Origin of the sequence: Cycloclasticus sp. P1, from assembly GCF_000299965.1 — a bacterium.
GTDB lineage: Bacteria > Pseudomonadota > Gammaproteobacteria > Methylococcales > Cycloclasticaceae > Cycloclasticus > Cycloclasticus pugetii.
In genome coordinates this window covers 1798344-1816915 of sequence record NC_018697.1, presented here as the reverse complement: position 1 = coordinate 1816915, position 18572 = coordinate 1798344, and the positions used below count along the sequence as shown (strand labels likewise).

General features: G+C 40.4%; 16 protein-coding genes and 1 other annotated feature. All 16 genes read left to right on the top strand.

Features of this window, described 5'->3' with window-relative positions; translation table 11 throughout:
- Window positions 1–9: 9 nt before the first annotated feature.
- The 16 genes from nusG (at window position 10) to rplB (ending at window position 18567) form a co-directional block, all read left to right on the top strand.
- Complete coding sequence (nusG, locus tag Q91_RS08745) at window positions 10–543, top strand: transcription termination/antitermination protein NusG (RefSeq protein ID WP_015006531.1); 534 nt, start codon at window positions 10–12, stop codon at window positions 541–543.
- A 51-nt stretch (window positions 544–594) separates the two neighbouring features.
- Window positions 595–1026, top strand: coding sequence for a 50S ribosomal protein L11 (gene rplK / locus Q91_RS08740; protein ID WP_015006530.1), 432 nt, complete (start codon window positions 595–597; stop codon window positions 1024–1026).
- Window positions 1027–1725 (top strand): 50S ribosomal protein L1, encoded by a 699-nt coding sequence (rplA, locus tag Q91_RS08735; RefSeq protein ID WP_015006529.1) that lies wholly within the window; start codon window positions 1027–1029, stop codon window positions 1723–1725.
- Window positions 1726–1758: 33 nt separating this feature from the next.
- Window positions 1759–1883, top strand: a sequence feature (ribosomal protein L10 leader region).
- A gap of 46 nt (window positions 1884–1929) precedes the next feature.
- Window positions 1930–2457, top strand: coding sequence for a 50S ribosomal protein L10 (gene rplJ, locus Q91_RS08730; protein ID WP_015006528.1), 528 nt, complete (start codon window positions 1930–1932; stop codon window positions 2455–2457).
- Between the two features lie 43 nt (window positions 2458–2500).
- Complete coding sequence (gene rplL / locus Q91_RS08725; protein WP_015006527.1) at window positions 2501–2875, top strand: 50S ribosomal protein L7/L12; 375 nt, start codon at window positions 2501–2503, stop codon at window positions 2873–2875.
- A gap of 150 nt (window positions 2876–3025) precedes the next feature.
- Entirely contained in the window at window positions 3026–7105 is a 4080-nt protein-coding gene (rpoB, locus tag Q91_RS08720; protein WP_015006526.1) for a DNA-directed RNA polymerase subunit beta, read from the top strand.
- A gap of 56 nt (window positions 7106–7161) precedes the next feature.
- On the top strand, window positions 7162–11382 hold the full coding sequence (gene rpoC, locus Q91_RS08715; RefSeq protein ID WP_015006525.1) for a DNA-directed RNA polymerase subunit beta': 4221 nt from the start codon (window positions 7162–7164) through the stop codon (window positions 11380–11382).
- Window positions 11383–11625: 243 nt separating this feature from the next.
- Window positions 11626–12000, top strand: a complete 375-nt coding sequence (rpsL, locus tag Q91_RS08710; protein ID WP_016391041.1) for a 30S ribosomal protein S12 — start codon at window positions 11626–11628, stop codon at window positions 11998–12000.
- Between the two features lie 19 nt (window positions 12001–12019).
- Window positions 12020–12490: a 30S ribosomal protein S7 gene (gene rpsG, locus Q91_RS08705; protein ID WP_015006523.1), complete on the top strand. Its 471-nt coding sequence runs from the start codon at window positions 12020–12022 to the stop codon at window positions 12488–12490.
- Window positions 12491–12518: 28 nt separating this feature from the next.
- A complete protein-coding gene (gene fusA, locus Q91_RS08700; protein WP_015006522.1) occupies window positions 12519–14615 on the top strand; it encodes an elongation factor G in 2097 nt (698 codons plus the stop codon).
- A gap of 25 nt (window positions 14616–14640) precedes the next feature.
- On the top strand, window positions 14641–15831 hold the full coding sequence (gene tuf / locus Q91_RS08695) for an elongation factor Tu (protein WP_015006521.1): 1191 nt from the start codon (window positions 14641–14643) through the stop codon (window positions 15829–15831).
- A 5-nt stretch (window positions 15832–15836) separates the two neighbouring features.
- Window positions 15837–16148, top strand: coding sequence for a 30S ribosomal protein S10 (rpsJ, locus tag Q91_RS08690; protein WP_015006520.1), 312 nt, complete (start codon window positions 15837–15839; stop codon window positions 16146–16148).
- Window positions 16149–16182: 34 nt separating this feature from the next.
- The gene (gene rplC, locus Q91_RS08685) at window positions 16183–16821 is read left to right on the top strand and encodes a 50S ribosomal protein L3 (protein WP_015006519.1); all 639 of its coding nucleotides are present in this window, start codon (window positions 16183–16185) and stop codon (window positions 16819–16821) included.
- An 8-nt stretch (window positions 16822–16829) separates the two neighbouring features.
- Window positions 16830–17429, top strand: coding sequence for a 50S ribosomal protein L4 (rplD, locus tag Q91_RS08680; RefSeq protein ID WP_015006518.1), 600 nt, complete (start codon window positions 16830–16832; stop codon window positions 17427–17429).
- Entirely contained in the window at window positions 17426–17719 is a 294-nt protein-coding gene (gene rplW, locus Q91_RS08675; protein ID WP_015006517.1) for a 50S ribosomal protein L23, read from the top strand. The genes rplD and rplW overlap by 4 nt, the downstream gene beginning before the upstream one ends.
- A gap of 20 nt (window positions 17720–17739) precedes the next feature.
- A complete protein-coding gene (rplB, locus tag Q91_RS08670; protein WP_015006516.1) occupies window positions 17740–18567 on the top strand; it encodes a 50S ribosomal protein L2 in 828 nt (275 codons plus the stop codon).
- Window positions 18568–18572: the final 5 nt, after the last annotated feature.

The following is an 18572-nucleotide window of genomic DNA, read 5'->3' as shown; positions in this document are numbered from 1 at the left end:
GCTAATAATATGACGTTGCGTTGGTATGTGGTTCACGCTTATTCAAACTTTGAGCACAGAGTAAAAAGCTCATTGGAAGAGGCGATTGAACGTGAAGGTATGCAAGATAAGTTCGGTGAGATCTTAGTGCCAACTGAAGAAGTTGTAGAAATGCGTGAAGGTCAGCAAAAAAGAAGTGAGCGCAAGTTTTTTCCAGGCTATGTATTGGTTCAAATGGAACTAGATGATGATACTTGGCACTTGGTAAAAGACACAAATAAAGTATTAGGGTTTATTGGTGGTAAAAGTGATCGTCCAGCACCTATCTCAGAAGCTGAAGCAAATAAAATACTTAATAGAATACAAGAAGGTGTTGAGAAGCCACGACCTAAAGTACTCTTTGAAGTAGGTGAGGTTATTCGCATTAACGATGGGCCATTCAAAGACTTTAATGGTACAGTCGAAGAAGTCAATTATGATAAAAGCTCGTTACGCGCATCCGTATTGATCTTTGGTCGTGCCACACCGGTAGACTTAGAATTTGGTCAGGTCGAAAAGGTCTGATTGTTATTAACGGGGGAGCCGTAAGGCGTTTGACCCAATTAGGAGAGTAAGATGGCTAAAAAGATTGATGCCTATATTAAGTTACAGGTGAAAGCAGGTGAAGCAAATCCAAGTCCACCAGTGGGTCCAGCGTTGGGTCAGCACGGTGTAAATATCATGGAGTTTTGTAAGGCGTTTAACGCTAAAACTCAGAGTATGGAAAAAGGCTTGCCTATCCCTGTGGTTATTTCAGTTTTCGCTGATAAAAGCTTTACATTTATCACCAAGACACCTCCAGCTTCAATTTTATTAAAAAAGGCAGCCGGTATTCAAAAAGGTAGTGGTACACCAAATACTGTAAAAGTTGCAAAGGTGACACGTGAACAGCTTGAAGAAATTGCCAAAGTAAAAGATGCAGATATTACTGCAGCTGATATGGATGCTGCTGTAAGAACGATTGCGGGTAGTGCTCGTAGTATGGGTATTGATGTGGAGGGTGTGTAAATGGCTAAGCTAACCAAAAAAGCAAAACTAATTAAAGAGAAAGTTGAGCCCGGAAAAGCATATGATGCAAACAATGCGTTCTCAATTCTAAAAGAACTGGCCATCAGTAAATTTGAAGAATCAGTAGACGTAAGCGTCAACCTTGGCATTGATTCACGTAAATCTGAGCAAAATGTTAGAGGGTCTACATTATTGCCAAATGGTACAGGTAAAGTTGTTCGCGTTGCAGTGTTTACTCAAGGTGCAAATGCTGAAGCTGCAACAGAAGCAGGTGCAGATGTTGTAGGTATGGATGATTTGGCTGCCCAAGTAAAAGCGGGCGAGATGGATTTTGATGTTGTGATTGCGTCACCTGATGCTATGCGTGTTGTTGGTACACTTGGGCAGATATTGGGCCCACGTGGTTTGATGCCTAACCCGAAAGTTGGAACAGTTACTGCAGATGTGGCAACCGCTGTAAGAAATGCTAAAGGTGGTCAAGTGCGTTATAGAACTGATAAAGCTGGCATTATCCATTGCAGTATAGGTAAAACAACGTTTAATGAAAATGCACTTAAAGAAAACATGGAAGCACTGTTGTCTGATTTGATCAAAGCTAAACCAGCTGCTGCTAAAGGTGTTTACTTAAAGAAAATTAGTGTGTCAACCACAATGGGCCCTGGTCTGATGGTTGATCAATCTAGCGTTTCTATTGGCTAGAAGCTTCGTATTCGAAGCAAAACTTTGGATTGTTAAAATAATTAACAATCGTCAAAGACCGTAGGAGCAGATTTTGCTTAATTTCCTACGCAGGCGGTAAAGTCCTTAATTTTATTTTAAAGGATGGCCCCGTTAGGGTGCCCTTTTTGGGTTTTATAAACCGTAATAACTTAGGTTATTACATACAGTAGTCAGGAGGTATATATGCCACTAAATCTTGAGCAAAAACAAGCGGTAGTTGCTGAAGTGGCTGAGGTAGCTGCAAATGCATTTTCAGTGGTTGCAGCAGAATACCGTGGTTTGACTGTTGTTGAGATGACTGAGCTTCGTCAACAAGCTCGTGAATCTGGTGTGTATTTACGTGTGGTAAAAAACACGTTGGTACGAAAAGCAGTTGAAAATACAGATTTTGAATGTATTCAAGACGCTTTATCGGGCCCGCTAATTGTAGCGTTCTCGATGGAAGATCCAGGTTGTGCGGCTCGATTGGTGAAAACCTTTAGTAAAGACCATGCAAAGCTAGAAACAAAATTTGTTTCTGTCAGTGGCCAATTACTTGAGGCTTCAGAACTCGAACGACTATCTAAACTACCGACAAAAGACCAAGCAATCAGTATGTTGATGTCTGTGATGAAAGCACCTGTCGAGAAATTCGTCAGAACACTTGCTGAGCCACATGCGAAATTGGTTAGAACTGTCGATGCTGTCCGCGTTCAAAAGCAGGCTGCATAGGTATTATTTTTTCAAACAAATTTAAATTATAGGGGTTAAGACAATGGCTGTCTCCAAAGAAGATATTTTAGAAGCAATCTCAAACATGAGTGTAATGGACGTCGTAGAACTAGTTGAAGCGATGGAAGAAAAATTTGGTGTGTCTGCAGCGGCTGCTGTAGCGGCTGCACCAGCTGCGGGTGGCGAAGCGGCTGCCGTAGAAGAAAAAACTGAGTTTGACGTTATTATGACAAGCTTCGGTGATAACAAAGTTTCTGCTATTAAGGCGGTACGTGGTATCACTGGCCTAGGCTTGAAAGAAGCGAAAACATTAGTAGAAAGTGTTCCAGCTCCAGTTAAAGAAGCAGTGTCAAAAGATGAAGCTGAAGAAACAGTAAAACAACTTGAAGAAGCAGGTGCTGCTGCTGAAATTAAGTAATTCTTGTTGTTACTAAAAAGCTATAAAAGCTTTTAAAAGAATAGGGTCGGCAGTTGTTAACTGTCGGCCTATTTCCCGTTGTAGGGTATTAAGTTTCTAAATTGGAATGTAGTCTAAATTTAGAAGTAATTGATTAAAAAGGGTTTAAAAATGGCGTACTCATATACTGAGAAAAGACGTATTCGTAAAACATTTGGTCGACAAGAAGGTGCAATGGAAACGCCTTACTTGTTAGAAACACAAATTAGTTCTTACAAACGTTTTCTTCAATCCGAAGTTGCAAAAGCAGATGAACTTGACTCTGTTGGTCTTCACGCTGCGTTAGGTAGTGTGTTTCCAATAACTAGTCATACCGGTTATGCTGTTTTGGAATATGTGAGTTACCGATTGGGTAAGCCCAAGTTTGATGTTAAAGAATGTCAATCACGTGGTGCTACATATGCATCACCATTAAGAGTACAGGTCAGGCTTGTCATTTATGATAAAGACTCTCCTGCTGGCTCTAAGCGCGTAAAAGATATACGTGAGCAAGAAGTTTATATGGGTGAATTACCCTTAATGACTGATAATGGTACGTTCGTTATTAATGGTACTGAACGCGTTATAGTGTCGCAGCTGCACCGCTCTCCTGGTGTGTTCTTTGATCATGACAAAGGTAAGACGCATTCATCTGGAAAATTACTTTTTTCTGCCCGTGTTATTCCATACCGTGGTTCTTGGTTAGACTTTGAATTCGATCATAAAGATATCGTATATGTACGTATCGATCGTCGTAGAAAATTGCCGGCCACTGTATTACTTAAAGCGTTAGAGTTTACTAACGATCAAATTATAGATATGTTCTTTGAAAAGAATGTATTTCACCTAAACAAAAATGGACTCACAATGGAACTCGTGCCTGAAAGGTTACGTGGTGAAATTGTTGGTTTTGATGTTAAGGTTAATGGTAAAACCCTTATTGAAGAAGGGCGTCGAGTAACAGCTAAACACATTCGTGACTTAAGCAAAGCTGGTGTTAAACAAATTGATGTGCCGAGTGAATACCTGATTGGTAAAATTATGGCTACGCCCATAGTTAACCAAGAAACAGGTGAGATTATTGTCGATTTGAATGAAGAGGTTACTGAAGATAATATCGACGATATTGTACATAGCGGTGCAACGACTATTGAGACACTGTATGTAAATGATCTTGATAAAGGTGCTTTTATCTCAAATACGTTGAAAATTGATTCAACCGTAGATCAACTAGATGCCTTGGTTGAAATTTATCGTATGATGAGACCAGGTGAGCCACCAACGAAGGAATCAGCGCTAAAGTTATTCCAGAACTTGTTTTTCACATTAGACCGTTATGACATCTCAACAGTTGGGCGTATGAAGTTTAATCTTCGTCTTGGCCGTGAAGAAATAACAGGTCCTGGCGTACTGAGTAACGAAGATATTATTGATGTACTTAAAGAGCTAATTAGTATCCGTAATGGTGAAGGCTCAGTTGATGATATTGACCACTTGGGTAACAGACGTATTCGCTCTGTTGGTGAGATGGTTGAGAACCAATTTAGAGTCGGTTTAGTTCGTGTTGAACGAGCTGTTAAAGAGCGCCTTTCAATTGCAGACTCTGAAGGTTTAATGCCTCAGGAAATCATTAATGCAAAACCTGTAGCGGCTGCGATTAAAGAATTTTTTGGCTCAAGCCAATTGTCGCAGTTTATGGATCAAAATAACCCGTTATCAGAAATCACACATAAACGTCGTGTTTCTGCTTTAGGCCCAGGTGGTTTAGCTCGTGAAAGAGCAGGTTTTGAGGTTCGAGATGTGCATGCAACTCATTACGGTCGAGTGTGTCCTATTGAGACACCTGAGGGGCCAAATATTGGTTTGATCAACTCATTAGCTGTTTATGCGCGTACTAATGAGTACGGTTTCTTAGAAACTCCGTATAGAAAAGTTGTTGATGGCCAATTAACTGATCAGGTTGACTTTTTATCAGCTATTGAAGAAGGTCGTTTCTATATCGCGCAGGCGAATGCTGAAATTGACGAAAATGGCCGGTTTGTAGAAGACATGGTGACATGTCGTCATGCAGAAGAGTTTGCCATTGCTACAGCTGATAAAATTGACTATATGGATGTATCACCAAAACAGATTGTATCTGTTGCGGCTTCTATTATTCCTTTCCTCGAGCATGATGATGCTAACCGTGCGTTGATGGGCTCTAATATGCAACGTCAAGCAGTTCCAACCCTTAAGGCAGACAAGCCATTAGTAGGTACCGGTATGGAGCGTGCTGTTGCTGTTGACTCAGGGGTAACAATTGTTGCAGAGCGTGGTGGTGTAATCGATGACGTTGATGCGTCAAGAATTATCGTTCGTGTTAATGATGAAGAAACGTTAACAGGTGAATCGGGTGTAGATATTTACAATTGTACAAAATACACACGATCTAACCAAAACACTTGTATTAACCAACGTCCATTGGTTAAACCAGGGGACTTGATTGCTAAAGGTGACGTTCTTGCAGATGGTCCATCGACTGACATGGGTGAATTAGCGCTTGGTCAAAATATGATGGTCGCGTTTATGCCTTGGAATGGCTATAACTTTGAAGATTCGATTCTTATTTCTGAAAAAGTTGTTAAGGAAGATCGCCTGACTACCATTCATATTGAAGAAAAAGTCTGCGTTGCACGAGACACGAAATTAGGCTCTGAAGAAATTACAGCTGATATTCCAAATGTAGGTGAAGGTGCATTATCTAAGCTTGATGAATCTGGAATTGTATATATCGGTGCCGAAGTTAAAGGTGGCGACATTCTTGTTGGTAAAGTAACACCTAAAGGCGAAAGTCAGTTAACTGCTGAAGAAAAATTGTTAAGAGCGATCTTTGGTGAAAAAGCTTCTGACGTAAAAGATACTTCATTACGCGTTCCTTCAAGCATGCAAGGTACTGTCATCGATGTAAAAGTATTTACACGTGATGGAGTTGATAAAGATGCACGTGCAATTGAAATTGAAGATGCAGAATTAGCCAGTGTTAAGAAAGACCTTGATGATCAATTAAGGATTGTTGAAGGTGATACGTTTTTACGTGTTGAAAAGCTTATTTTAGACAAAGAGGCCGTTTCTGGGCCACAGAAACTGAAAAAAGGCACTAAAGTTACGAAAGAATACCTATCTAGTATTTCTAATCATGATTGGTTAAAAATTAAATTCAAAGATGAAGGGCTTAATGTTCAACTTGAAGCAGTAGCTGAACAAATTGAACAGCAACGAATTGATCTTAATGAATTATTTGAAGAAAAGCGTAAGAAAATTACAATGGGTGATGACCTTCAGCCAGGTGTATTGAAAATGGTTAAGGTGTATCTAGCTGTTAAACGACGCATTCAACCGGGTGATAAAATGGCGGGTCGTCATGGTAACAAAGGTGTTATCTCAATGATTGTACCTGAAGAAGATATGCCCTATATGGAAGATGGTACCCCTGTAGATGTTGTCCTAAACCCATTGGGTGTTCCTTCGCGGATGAACGTTGGACAGGTGCTAGAAACTCACTTAGGGTGGGCTGCTAAAGGTTTAGGTAATGAAATTGGTAAAATGCTTGAAGCAAAAGCCAATGTCGATAAAGTGCGTAAATTTTTAGATAAAGTATATAACACCAGTGGTCGTAAAGAAGATTTAGACTCATTTAGTGATGATGAGATTCTAGAATTGGCTGAAAACTTAAAGGGCGGTGTTCCGATGGCTACGCCAGTGTTTGATGGTGCATCAGAAACAGAAGTGAAGCAAATGTTGAAACTTGGTGGACGTTCAGACACGGGTCAAGTGCAACTTTATGATGGCCGTACAGGTGAAGCGTTTGATAGAGAAACGACGGTAGGTTACATGTATATGCTAAAGCTTAATCACTTGGTTGACGATAAAATGCATGCTAGATCAACAGGACCTTATAGCTTAGTGACTCAACAACCACTTGGTGGTAAAGCACAATTTGGTGGCCAACGCTTCGGTGAGATGGAAGTATGGGCACTAGAAGCTTACGGTGCAGCATATACTTTGCAGGAAATGCTAACAGTTAAGTCTGATGATGTTTCTGGACGTACACGAATGTACAAAAACATTGTTGATGGAAATCATACAATGGATCCAGGAATGCCAGAGTCATTTAACGTGTTAGTTAAAGAGATTAGAGCGCTGGGTATCAATATAGAGTTAGAACAAGATTAATTTCTTTTTCTATTAGCATTTAGCTGAACAAAAACTGATAACAAGGAGATACGGTCTTGAAAGATCTACTCAATTTTTTAAAGCAACAAAACCAAACTGAAGAGTTTGATGCCATTCGTATAGGTCTAGCTTCACCTGATATGATCAGATCATGGTCATATGGCGAGGTTAAAAAACCTGAAACGATTAATTACCGTACATTTAAACCAGAAAGAGATGGCCTTTTCTGTGCAAAAATTTTCGGCCCAGTTAATGATTATGAATGTCTGTGTGGTAAATATAAACGTCTAAAACATCGCGGTGTTATTTGCGAAAAATGTGGTGTAGAAGTCACATTGTCCAAAGTGAGACGTGAACGTATGGGTCATATTGACCTTGCCTCTCCAGTTGCTCATATCTGGTTCCTTAAGTCGCTACCATCACGTATCGCCTTATTACTCAATATGACATTACGAGATATCGAGCGAGTATTGTATTTCGAATCATTTGTTGTTGTTGATCCGGGTTTAACTGCGCTTGAAGCCGGTACTTTGATGACAGAAGAAGAGCACTTAGATGCCCTTGAAGAGCATGGTGATGAATTTACAGCGCTGATGGGTGCGGAAGCGGTTGATGGGCTTTTGAAAGCCCTTGATTTGAACGCTGAAATGGAATCGTGTCGTACAGATATTAATGCAACTAAATCAGAAACAAAGATTAAAAAAATATCTAAGCGTCTAAAAGTTTTAGAGGCTCTGGTTGAATCTAAAAACAAACCAGAATGGATGATTTTAAGAGTGCTTCCTGTACTTCCACCTGAATTAAGACCTTTGGTGCCATTAGATGGGGGCCGTTTTGCGACATCAGACTTAAACGACCTTTATCGCCGTGTTATTAATAGAAATAACCGTTTACATCGTCTATTAGACCTTAGTGCGCCAGACATCATTGTTCGCAATGAGAAGCGTATGCTTCAAGAATCTGTTGATGCATTGTTAGATAATGGTAGACGAGGCCGTGCTATTACAGGTACGAACCGTCGTCCGTTAAAATCTTTAGCTGATATGATTAAAGGTAAGCAAGGTCGTTTCCGCCAAAACTTACTAGGTAAACGTGTTGATTATTCTGGGCGTTCAGTCATTGTTGTTGGACCTACCTTAAAATTACATCAGTGTGGTTTACCTAAGAAAATGGCGCTTGAATTATTTAAGCCATTTATCTTTAACAAATTACAATTACGTGGTGAAGCAACAACCATTAAAGTAGCTAAGAAACAGGTTGAACGTGAAGGGCCAGAAGTCTGGGATATTCTTGCTGAAGTGATTCGTGAGCATCCTATCATGCTGAACCGTGCTCCTACACTTCACCGTCTTGGTATTCAAGCATTTGAACCAACCTTGATTGAAGGTAAAGCGATTCAATTACATCCGCTAGTTTGTTCTGCGTTTAACGCTGACTTTGACGGCGACCAAATGGCTGTCCACGTTCCATTATCGATAGAGGCACAGTTAGAAGCCAGAACATTAATGATGTCGACAAACAATATCTTGTCTCCAGCAAACGGTGAGCCAGTGATTGTGCCTTCACAAGATGTTGTGTTGGGTTTGTACTACATGACACGCGAACGTATCAATGGTCTTGGTGAAGGCATGGCGTTCAGTGATGTAGAAGAAGCGGCACGTGCTATCCAGTCAGGCGTTGTTGGTCTTCATTCAAAGGTTAAAATTCGTATTGAAGAAATGCACACCGATGAAAACGGTGAAACCACAGTGACCAGACGTCTTGTTGAAACGACAACGGGTCGTGCTCAAGTATGGAATATTGTTCCAAAATCATTAGACTTTGATTTAGTTAATAAAGATTTAACTAAAAAAGCGATTATGCAGTTAATTGATGCGTCTTATCGCCAATTGGGTGATAAAGAAACGGTTATTTTCGCTGATCAGCTTATGTATCTTGGTTTCTCAAATGCTACTAAGTCAGGGGTATCGTTTGGTATTAACGATATGGTTATCCCGGAAAGTAAAAGTAAATTAATCAAATCAGCGCAAAAAGAAGTTAAAGATGTTGAGAGTCAATATGCATCTGGACTTGTGACTAATGGCGAACGCTACAATAAAGTCATTGATATCTGGTCTCATACTAATGAGCAAGTTGCTAAGGCAATGATGGATAACTTAGGTAGCGATGATGTCGTTGATGCCAAAGGTGAAACAGTTAAGGAGAAATCATTTAATTCTGTTTACATGATGGCTGATTCTGGTGCTCGTGGTTCAGCAGCGCAGATTAGACAGCTTGCTGGTATGCGTGGCCTGATGGCTAAGCCAGATGGGTCAATTATTGAAACACCTATTACAGCTAACTTCAGAGAAGGTTTGAACGTTCTACAGTACTTCGTTTCTACACATGGTGCTCGTAAAGGTTTGGCTGACACGGCTTTAAAAACTGCGAATGCTGGTTACCTTACTCGTCGTTTGGTTGATGTGGCACAAGATATGGTCGTTTTAACAGATGATTGTGGTACTGAAAATGGCCTTGAAGTAACACCGCTAATTGAAGGTGGAGAGGTTGTTGAGCCACTGGGTAATTTAATACTGGGTCGAGTTATCGCGCAAGATGTCATTAGCGCCGCAACTAATGAAATTATTGTTGAAAGGAATACACTAATTGACGAGGCATGGGTAGAACGTCTTGAAGAAATGGGTGTAGATAAGGTGATGGTCCGTTCTGCGATTAGTTGTGAAAATCGTAAGGGTATTTGTAAGATGTGTTACGGCCGCGATTTAGCCCGAGGACAATTAGTTAACCTAGGTGAAGCGGTAGGTGTGGTAGCAGCGCAGTCAATTGGTGAGCCTGGTACACAGCTTACTATGCGTACTTTCCATATTGGTGGTGCGGCGTCTAGTTCAGCTGCGATCAATAGTATTCAGATAAAATCTGAAGGTACACTAACGTTTAATGACAAGCTAAAAACAATTGAGAACAAAGAGAATAAACTGATTGTTATTTCTCGTTCCGGTGAGATCAGTGTTGTTGATGAATATGGTCGTACTCGTGAAAACTATAAGATACCTTATGGCTCTGAATTATCAGCTAAGGAAGGTGACACCTTATCAGCCGGTGCGGTCTTAGCAACATGGGATCCGCATACTCACCCTGTTATTACAGAGGTAAATGGTAAAGTTATCTTTACCGATTTTGTAGAAGGTGTATCTGTTCAACAACATTCGGATGAAATCACAGGCTTAACATCTTTAGTAGTGACAGATGCGAAACAGCGTGGAAGTAGCGGTAAAGATTTAAGACCAGCTATTACCTTGGTTGATGAACAAGGTGAGCCGGTCTATATTCCTGGTACAACCATTGTTGCGCATTATGTTATGCCTGCAGGCGCTGTTGTTAATGTCACTGATGGAATGAGCGTAGAAAATGCTGATATTTTGGCGCGAATTCCACAAGAATCAAGTAAGACTCGTGATATTACCGGTGGTCTTCCTCGTGTGGCCGATCTATTTGAAGCTCGTAAAACAAAAGATCCGGCTATCTTAGCTGAAATGACTGGTACAGTAAGTTTTGGTAAAGAGACTAAAGGTAAACGTCGTTTAGTGGTCACTGATAAAGATGGTGAAACTAAAGAATTGCTTATACCAAAATGGAGACACATCACAGTATTTGAAGGTGAGCACGTCGAGCAAGGTGAAACCATTGCTGAAGGTGAATTAACGCCACATGATATTTTAAGATTGAGAGGTGTTTTTGAGTTAGCGAGATACTTGGTAAATGAAATTCAAGATGTTTATCGTTTACAAGGCGTGAAGATCAACGATAAGCACATTGAAGTAATTATTAGGCAAATGTTAAGAAAAGTTGAAATTACGTCTGGTGGAGATAGTTCATTCATCAAAGGTGAGCAAGTTGAAAAGACTCGTTTCCTTGAAGTTAATGATCAACTAGAAGCAGAAGGTAAAGTACCTGCGACAGCTGATAATGTACTACTCGGTATTACAAAGGCATCCTTAGCGACTGAATCGTTTGTTTCTGCAGCATCTTTCCAAGAAACAACAAGAGTGCTAACAGATGCAGCTGTAAGAGGTACCAGAGATGACTTGCATGGTTTGAAGGAAAACGTCATTGTTGGTCGACTTATACCGGCTGGAACAGGCTTGGCTCATCACCTAGAACGCAGAAAAAATAAAGCAGCATCGATGAGCCCAGAGATTGTTGAAGAAGTGACTACAGCAGCAGCACATGACGAGGCAGAAGAGGCGTTGAAGCAAGCGCTTAACATGCAAGAATAATTAATTATTCTATTGTAGCGGGATTAAAGAATGCCAACCTGAACCATGGGTTGGCATTTTCTTATCTAAGAATAATTACGCACTCATTATGCTTGACAGATAAGTGATATCTGCCTAAAATTCCCGCTCTTCGGTAGATTGGATTTTTTATATTTACTGAAATAACCTAAATAAGAATTTAAACGCACGTCATAGGATGTGTGGAAAATGTTTTGCACGAGTTTTTGGAGCTCTAAATTAGATATGACCACTATTAACCAACTAGTTCGTAAACCTAGAAAGCGTAAAGTAGAAAAAAGCAATGTGCCAGCACTAGAGGCTTGTCCTCAGAGACGGGGTGTTTGTACGCGTGTTTATACAACAACACCAAAAAAACCAAACTCAGCGCTTCGTAAAGTAGCTCGTGTAAGGCTGACCAATGGCGCAGAAGTAACTAGCTATATTGGTGGTGAAGGCCATAACCTCCAAGAGCACTCGGTTGTACTTATTCGTGGTGGTCGTGTGAAAGATTTACCTGGTGTACGTTACCACGTAGTCCGAGGTAGCCTGGATACATCTGGTGTAGAAGCGCGTCGTAGAGGCCGTTCTAAATATGGTGCTAAGCGCCCTAAAAACTAATATTAAACGAGTTTAAATAATGTCTAGAAGAAAAAAAGCGATAAAGCGCGAAATCCTCCCAGATCCAAAGTTTGGTAATTTAGTGTTAGCAAAGTTTATGAATATGATCATGGTTGATGGTAAGAAATCAATCGCTGAGAAGATTGTTTATGGCGCTCTTGATACGATTGAAGGCAAGGGTCATGCGGAACCTGTTGATGCGCTTATTAAGGCGTTAGAGAAAGTTCAGCCTGCAGTTGAGGTTAAGTCTCGTCGTGTAGGTGGTGCTACCTACCAAGTGCCCGTAGAAGTACGTCCAAATCGTAGAATGGGTTTGTCAATGCGTTGGATGATAGATGCTTCTCGTAAACGTAGTGAGCGATCTATGTCTGCTAGATTGGCAGGTGAAGTTATTGATGCTTTAGAAAGTAGAGGATCTGCATTTAAAAAACGTGAAGATACTCACCGTATGGCTGAGGCGAACAAAGCATTCTCTCACTTCCGCTGGTAATTATATTTAGAATAATTTAGGAATAAAGATGCCTCGCAGTACTCCAATTGAGCGTTATCGGAATATAGGCATCATGGCTCATATTGATGCTGGTAAGACAACAACAACAGAGCGTGTTTTGTTTTATACGGGTGTGTCGCATAAAATGGGTGAGGTTCATGATGGTTCAGCTACCATGGACTGGATGGAACAAGAACAAGAACGTGGTATAACGATAACTTCAGCGGCCACCACATGTTTCTGGTCTGGGATGGATAAGCAGTATGATACGCATCGTATCAACATTATCGATACACCAGGGCATGTTGACTTTACCATTGAAGTTGAGCGCTCGTTAAGAGTTTTAGATGGAGCATGTGCTGTTTTCTGTGCTGTTGGTGGTGTTGAGCCGCAATCGGAAACGGTCTGGCGGCAAGCAGATAAATACAGAGTGCCTCGTATAGCGTTTGTGAATAAAATGGATCGGGCTGGCGCAAATTTTATGCGTGTGGTCGATCAATTAAAAGTTCGATTAGGTTGTAATGCAGTGCCTTTGCAATATGCAATTGGTGCTGAAGATGCTTTCAAAGGCGTTGTAGACTTAATAAGTATGCAAGCGATCTATTGGAATGAAAGTGATAAGGGTGTTTCACATGTAACAGGTGAAATACCTGAAGAAATAAAAGATGAATGTGAAGCGCTTCGTGAACAGTTAGTTGAAGCAGCAGCTGAAGGTAATGATGAGTTAATGGAGCTGTATCTTAACTCTGGCGAGTTATCTAAAGAAGAAATTAAGCTTGGACTGCGTTTACGAACTCTCAATAATGAGTTAGTGCTTGTATTATGTGGTAGTGCATTTAAAAACAAAGGTGTACAAGCAATGCTGGATGCGGTTGTGGAATTTTTACCATCACCGATAGATGTGCCGGCTATTTCCTCAGTAGTATCTGAGGGTGAAGAGCCAGAAATAAGAAGTGCTGATGATGACTCACCATTTTCAGCATTAGCATTTAAAATTTTAACGGATTCATTTGTTGGAACGTTAACATTTTTTAGAGTGTACTCAGGTGTGTTAAAAGCAGGTGATACTGTTTATAACCCACTTAAAAATAAGAAAGAGCGTATTGGTCGATTGGTGCAAATGCATTCGAATGATAGGCAAGAAGTTAAAGAAGTATATGCTGGTGATATAGCGGCAGCAATTGGACTAAAAGATGTTACTACTGGTGATACTTTATGTTCAATTAATGCACCCATTACACTTGAGCGTATGGAGTTTCCGGATCCCGTGATTTCAATTGCGGTAGAGCCTAAAACCATACAAGATCAAGATAAAATGGCAGTTGCATTGGGAAAGCTTGCACAAGAAGATCCATCATTTAAAGTGCATACTGATGAAGAGTCAGGGCAAACAATTATTTCTGGAATGGGTGAGCTTCATCTTGAGATAATCGTTGATCGTATGCTCAGAGAGTTTAATGTGGTAGCCAATGTTGGAACACCACAAGTTGCTTACCGTGAGACTATCCGTCAAGTCGTGAAGCAAGAAGGCAAGTTTGTAAGGCAGTCTGGTGGTAAGGGTCAATATGGCCATGTATGGTTGAAGATTGAGCCACTAGAAGATCAAGAGTTTGAGTTTGTAAATGCGATTGTCGGTGGTTCAGTACCAAGCGAATATATTGGTGCGGTCGAGGCTGGTGTCAAAGAACAAATGAAAAATGGGGTTTTAGCAGGGTACCCCATGATAAATATTAGAGTTACTTTGTACGATGGTTCGTATCATGATGTTGACTCAAATGAAATGGCGTTTAAAATAGCCGGCTCACTTGGTTTTAAAGATGGCGCAGCAAAAGCAGATCCTAAAGTGCTAGAGCCAATGATGAAAGTAGAAGTGGTGACACCAGAAGAGTACATGGGTCACGTAGTTGGAGATTTAAATAAGCGTAGGGGGATTATTCATGGTATGGATGATTGTCCTGCTGGAAAGATGGTTGATGCAGATGTGCCGCTTGCCGAGATGTTTGGTTATGCAACAGACCTTAGGTCTGCAACGCAAGGTAGGGCTACATACAGCATGATGTTTGATAGTTATGCTGAAGTGCCTAAAGCGTTAGAAGAAAAGATTAAAAGCAGAATTTTTTATTAATATTAAGTAATGACGGGTATTTACAATGTCTAAAGAAAAATTTGAAAGAAATAAGCCCCATGTAAACGTAGGCACAATTGGCCACGTTGATCACGGAAAAACAACATTAACGGCTGCGTTAACGAAAGTTATGGCTGAAGCCATGGGTGGAGAAGTTAAAGCCTTTGATGAAATTGACAATGCACCAGAAGAACGTGAGCGTGGTATTACCATTGCAACATCACACGTTGAATATGAATCAAATACACGTCACTATGCTCACGTAGACTGTCCAGGTCACGCCGATTACGTTAAAAACATGATCACAGGTGCGGCGCAAATGGATGGTGCCATTCTAGTATGTTCAGCTGCAGACGGCCCTATGCCTCAAACACGTGAACATATCTTGTTATCACGTCAAGTGGGTGTTCCATACATCGTCGTATTCCTTAACAAAGCGGATATGGTTGACGATGAAGAGCTATTAGAACTAGTAGAAATGGAAGTACGTGAACTATTAGACATGTACGAATTCCCAGGTGATGACACACCAATCGTAACAGGTTCAGCACTTAAAGCCCTAGAAGGCGATACATCAGACATTGGTGTTCCATCTGTGCTTAAACTAGTTGAAGCACTTGACTCATACATCCCATTACCAGAACGTGCTGTAGACGGCGACTTCATTATGCCAGTTGAAGACGTATTCTCAATCTCAGGTCGTGGAACAGTTGTAACCGGTCGTATTGAGCGCGGTGTTATCAACGTTGGTGAAGAAATTGAAATCGTTGGTATCAAAGACACGGTCACAACCACGTGTACCGGTGTTGAAATGTTCCGCAAATTATTAGATCAAGGTGAAGCTGGCGATAACGTTGGTATCTTACTACGTGGTACAAAACGTGAAGACGTAGAGCGTGGTCAAGTATTAGCTAAGCCTGGATCAATCACACCTCACACACACTTCGAAGCAGAAGTCTATGTGTTAGGTAAAGATGAAGGTGGTCGTCACACACCATTCTTCAACGGTTACCGTCCACAGTTCTACTTTAGAACGACAGACGTAACAGGTGCATGTGACTTGCCAGAAGGTATCGAAATGGTGATGCCAGGTGATAACGTGCAAATGACCGTCAAATTAATCAACCCGATTGCCATGGAAGAAGGTTTACGTTTCGCTATTCGCGAAGGTGGCCGAACAGTTGGTGCCGGTGTTGTTGCTAAAATTATTGAGTAATTGAAATGTCAAAACAATCCATAAGAATTCGTTTAAAAGGCTTTGATCACCGTTTAATAGATCATGCGGCACGTGAAATAGTTGAGACTGCGAAACGTACAGGCGCTCAAGTAATGGGTCCTATTCCTTTACCAACAAAAAAAGAACGTTTTACAGTGCTTATTTCTCCGCATGTTAATAAAGATGCAAGGGATCAATATGAGCTTCGTACGCATAAACGTATGATGGATATTGTTGAGCCGACTGATAAAACTGTTGATGCGCTGATGAAGCTAGACTTATCAGCTGGTGTTGATGTTCAAATTAAACTGAATTAAATCAGTTTTAAATATATAAAATAAAGGATAAATCATGTCTTTAGGTTTAGTAGGCCGTAAATGCGGAATGACAAGATTGTTTACAGAAGAAGGTGAGTCAATTCCTGTTTCTGTAGTACAAATTTTGCCAAATCGTGTTACACGTGTTTTAAATGAACAATCCGATGGTTATTCTGCAGTGCAGGTAACAACGGGTGATGTAAAGAACTCTCGAGTTAATAAAGCTGAGGCGGGCCAGTTCAAAAAAGCTGGTGTTGAAGCGGGAAGAGGTTTATGGGAGTTTAGACTTGAAGAAGACTCTGACCTTGAAGTAGGTTCTGATTTATCACTTGATATATTTGAAGCTGGTCAAAAAATTGATGTGCGTGGTAAAAGTATTGGTAAAGGATATGCGGGTGTTATCAAACGCTATAATTTCCAAATGCAAGATGCTACACACGGTAACTCTTTATCACATCGTGCGCCTGGATCAATTGGGCAATGTCAAACACCAGGTCGTGTTTTAAAGGGTAAAAAAATGTCAGGTCACATGGGTGACGAAAGAGTGACTACTCAAAACCTTGAAATCGTAAAAATTGATACAGACAAGTCTGTGGTATTAATTAAAGGTGCGATACCGGGTTCAAAGAATAGTGACATTGTTATTACACCTGCTATTAAAACAAATAAATAGGCAAAATTATGAATATTCAAACGCCTGTCGTAGGTAAAGATGTTTCTGAAGCGGTCTTTGGCCAAGAATATAACGAGGGGATAATTCATCAACTTGTTGTTACTTATATGGCGAATGCTAGAGCAGGAACACGTGCGCAAAAAACTCGATCAGAAGTAAGCGGTGGTGGTATCAAGCCATGGAAACAAAAAGGAACTGGTCGTGCTCGTGCAGGAACAATCAGAAGTCCTATTTGGAGAACTGGTGGTGTAACGTTTGCAGCTAAACCTCAAGATCACAGCAAAAAATTAAATAAAAAAATGTACGCTGTTGGTATGAAGTCAATTTTATCTGAGCTTATCCGTCAAGATAGATTGGTAGTTGTTGATGAGCTAAGTATTGAAGAACCTAAAACAAAATTATTAAATGCTAAATTGGCTGAAAATGGCCTAAGTAATGTTTTAATCGTTTTAGCGGCTGAAGACGTTAATTTGCAATTAGCTAGTAGAAACGTACATAAAGTTGATGTTTGTACTGCTTATGAAATTGATCCTGTTTCTTTACTAGCATATGAAAAAGTTTGTATAACAGCTGATGCAATTGCATTAGTAGAGGAGCGCTTAAAATGAATCAGGAATTCTTATTGCAGTTAATTACTGCGCCTGTTGTTACGGAAAAAAGCTCTATTGCTGCTGACCTTAATAATCAATATGTCTTTAAGGTTGATAGCAGTGCTAATAAAGCTGATATCAAAGCTGCCGTTGAAAAACTATTTAGTGTAGATGTTGAGTCTGTAAAAACATTGAATGTAAAAGGAAAAGTTAAACGCTTTGGTAAAGGTTTTGGTAAAAGATCAGATGTAAAAAAAGCGTATGTTCGTATTAAATCTGGGCAAGAAATAGAATTTGTTTCTGCCTAACTGGAAGATAAATTAATCTTATGGCTATTGTAAAATCAAAACCAACTTCACCAGGCTCACGCTTTGTAATCAGATTAAAAAATGCTGAGCTTAGTAAGTCTGCACCACATGGGCCGCTTTTAGCTAAAAAAAGCAAGTCAGGCGGGCGCAATAATAACGGAAGGATCACTACAAGACATCGTGGTGGAGGTCACAAGCAACATTATCGTATTATCGACTTCAAAAGAAACAAATTCGATGTACCTGGTAAGGTAGAAAGTCTGCAATATGACCCAAATAGATCTGCCAATATTGCGCTGATACTATATAATGACGGCGAAAGACGATACATCATTGCACCAAAAAACTTAAATGTTGGTGATGAAGTGATTTCTTCTGAAGTAGCCCCAATTACAGTAGGCAATTGTTTACCAATGAGGAATATACCTGTTGGTACACAAGTACACTGTGTTGAGTTAAAACCAAATAAAGGTGCCCAAATAGCACGTAGTGCAGGTGCTGTTGTGCAAATTGTTGCGAGAGATGGTGACCATGTTACGTTAAGGTTACGCTCTGGCGAAATGCGCAAGGTTTTATCTGGTTGTCGAGCAGTTATCGGAGAAGTTGGTAATTCTGAGCATAGCTTGATTTCCCTTGGTAAAGCCGGGGCAAAACGTTGGAGAGGTGTTAGACCAACTGTACGTGGTGTTGCTATGAACCCTGTTGATCACCCGCATGGTGGTGGTGAAGGTCGTACTTCTGGTGGTCGCCACCCGGTATCTCCATGGGGTATGCCAACAAAGGGTTATAAGACGCGTAAAAATAAGCGTACTGATAAATTAATAGTTAGAAATAGAACAAAACGTTAAGGATA

Coding starts and splice junctions, on each gene's coding strand:
- rplW (WP_015006517.1), top strand. CDS start 17,426: ATGAATCAGGAATTCTTATTGCAGTTAATTACTGCGCCTGTTGTTACG.
- rpsL (WP_016391041.1), top strand. CDS start 11,626: ATGACCACTATTAACCAACTAGTTCGTAAACCTAGAAAGCGTAAAGTA.
- rpsJ (WP_015006520.1), top strand. CDS start 15,837: ATGTCAAAACAATCCATAAGAATTCGTTTAAAAGGCTTTGATCACCGT.
- rplC (WP_015006519.1), top strand. CDS start 16,183: ATGTCTTTAGGTTTAGTAGGCCGTAAATGCGGAATGACAAGATTGTTT.
- fusA (WP_015006522.1), top strand. CDS start 12,519: ATGCCTCGCAGTACTCCAATTGAGCGTTATCGGAATATAGGCATCATG.
- rplA (WP_015006529.1), top strand. CDS start 1,027: ATGGCTAAGCTAACCAAAAAAGCAAAACTAATTAAAGAGAAAGTTGAG.
- rplB (WP_015006516.1), top strand. CDS start 17,740: ATGGCTATTGTAAAATCAAAACCAACTTCACCAGGCTCACGCTTTGTA.
- rplL (WP_015006527.1), top strand. CDS start 2,501: ATGGCTGTCTCCAAAGAAGATATTTTAGAAGCAATCTCAAACATGAGT.
- nusG (WP_015006531.1), top strand. CDS start 10: ATGACGTTGCGTTGGTATGTGGTTCACGCTTATTCAAACTTTGAGCAC.
- rpoB (WP_015006526.1), top strand. CDS start 3,026: ATGGCGTACTCATATACTGAGAAAAGACGTATTCGTAAAACATTTGGT.
- rplD (WP_015006518.1), top strand. CDS start 16,830: ATGAATATTCAAACGCCTGTCGTAGGTAAAGATGTTTCTGAAGCGGTC.
- tuf (WP_015006521.1), top strand. CDS start 14,641: ATGTCTAAAGAAAAATTTGAAAGAAATAAGCCCCATGTAAACGTAGGC.
- rplK (WP_015006530.1), top strand. CDS start 595: ATGGCTAAAAAGATTGATGCCTATATTAAGTTACAGGTGAAAGCAGGT.
- rpsG (WP_015006523.1), top strand. CDS start 12,020: ATGTCTAGAAGAAAAAAAGCGATAAAGCGCGAAATCCTCCCAGATCCA.
- rplJ (WP_015006528.1), top strand. CDS start 1,930: ATGCCACTAAATCTTGAGCAAAAACAAGCGGTAGTTGCTGAAGTGGCT.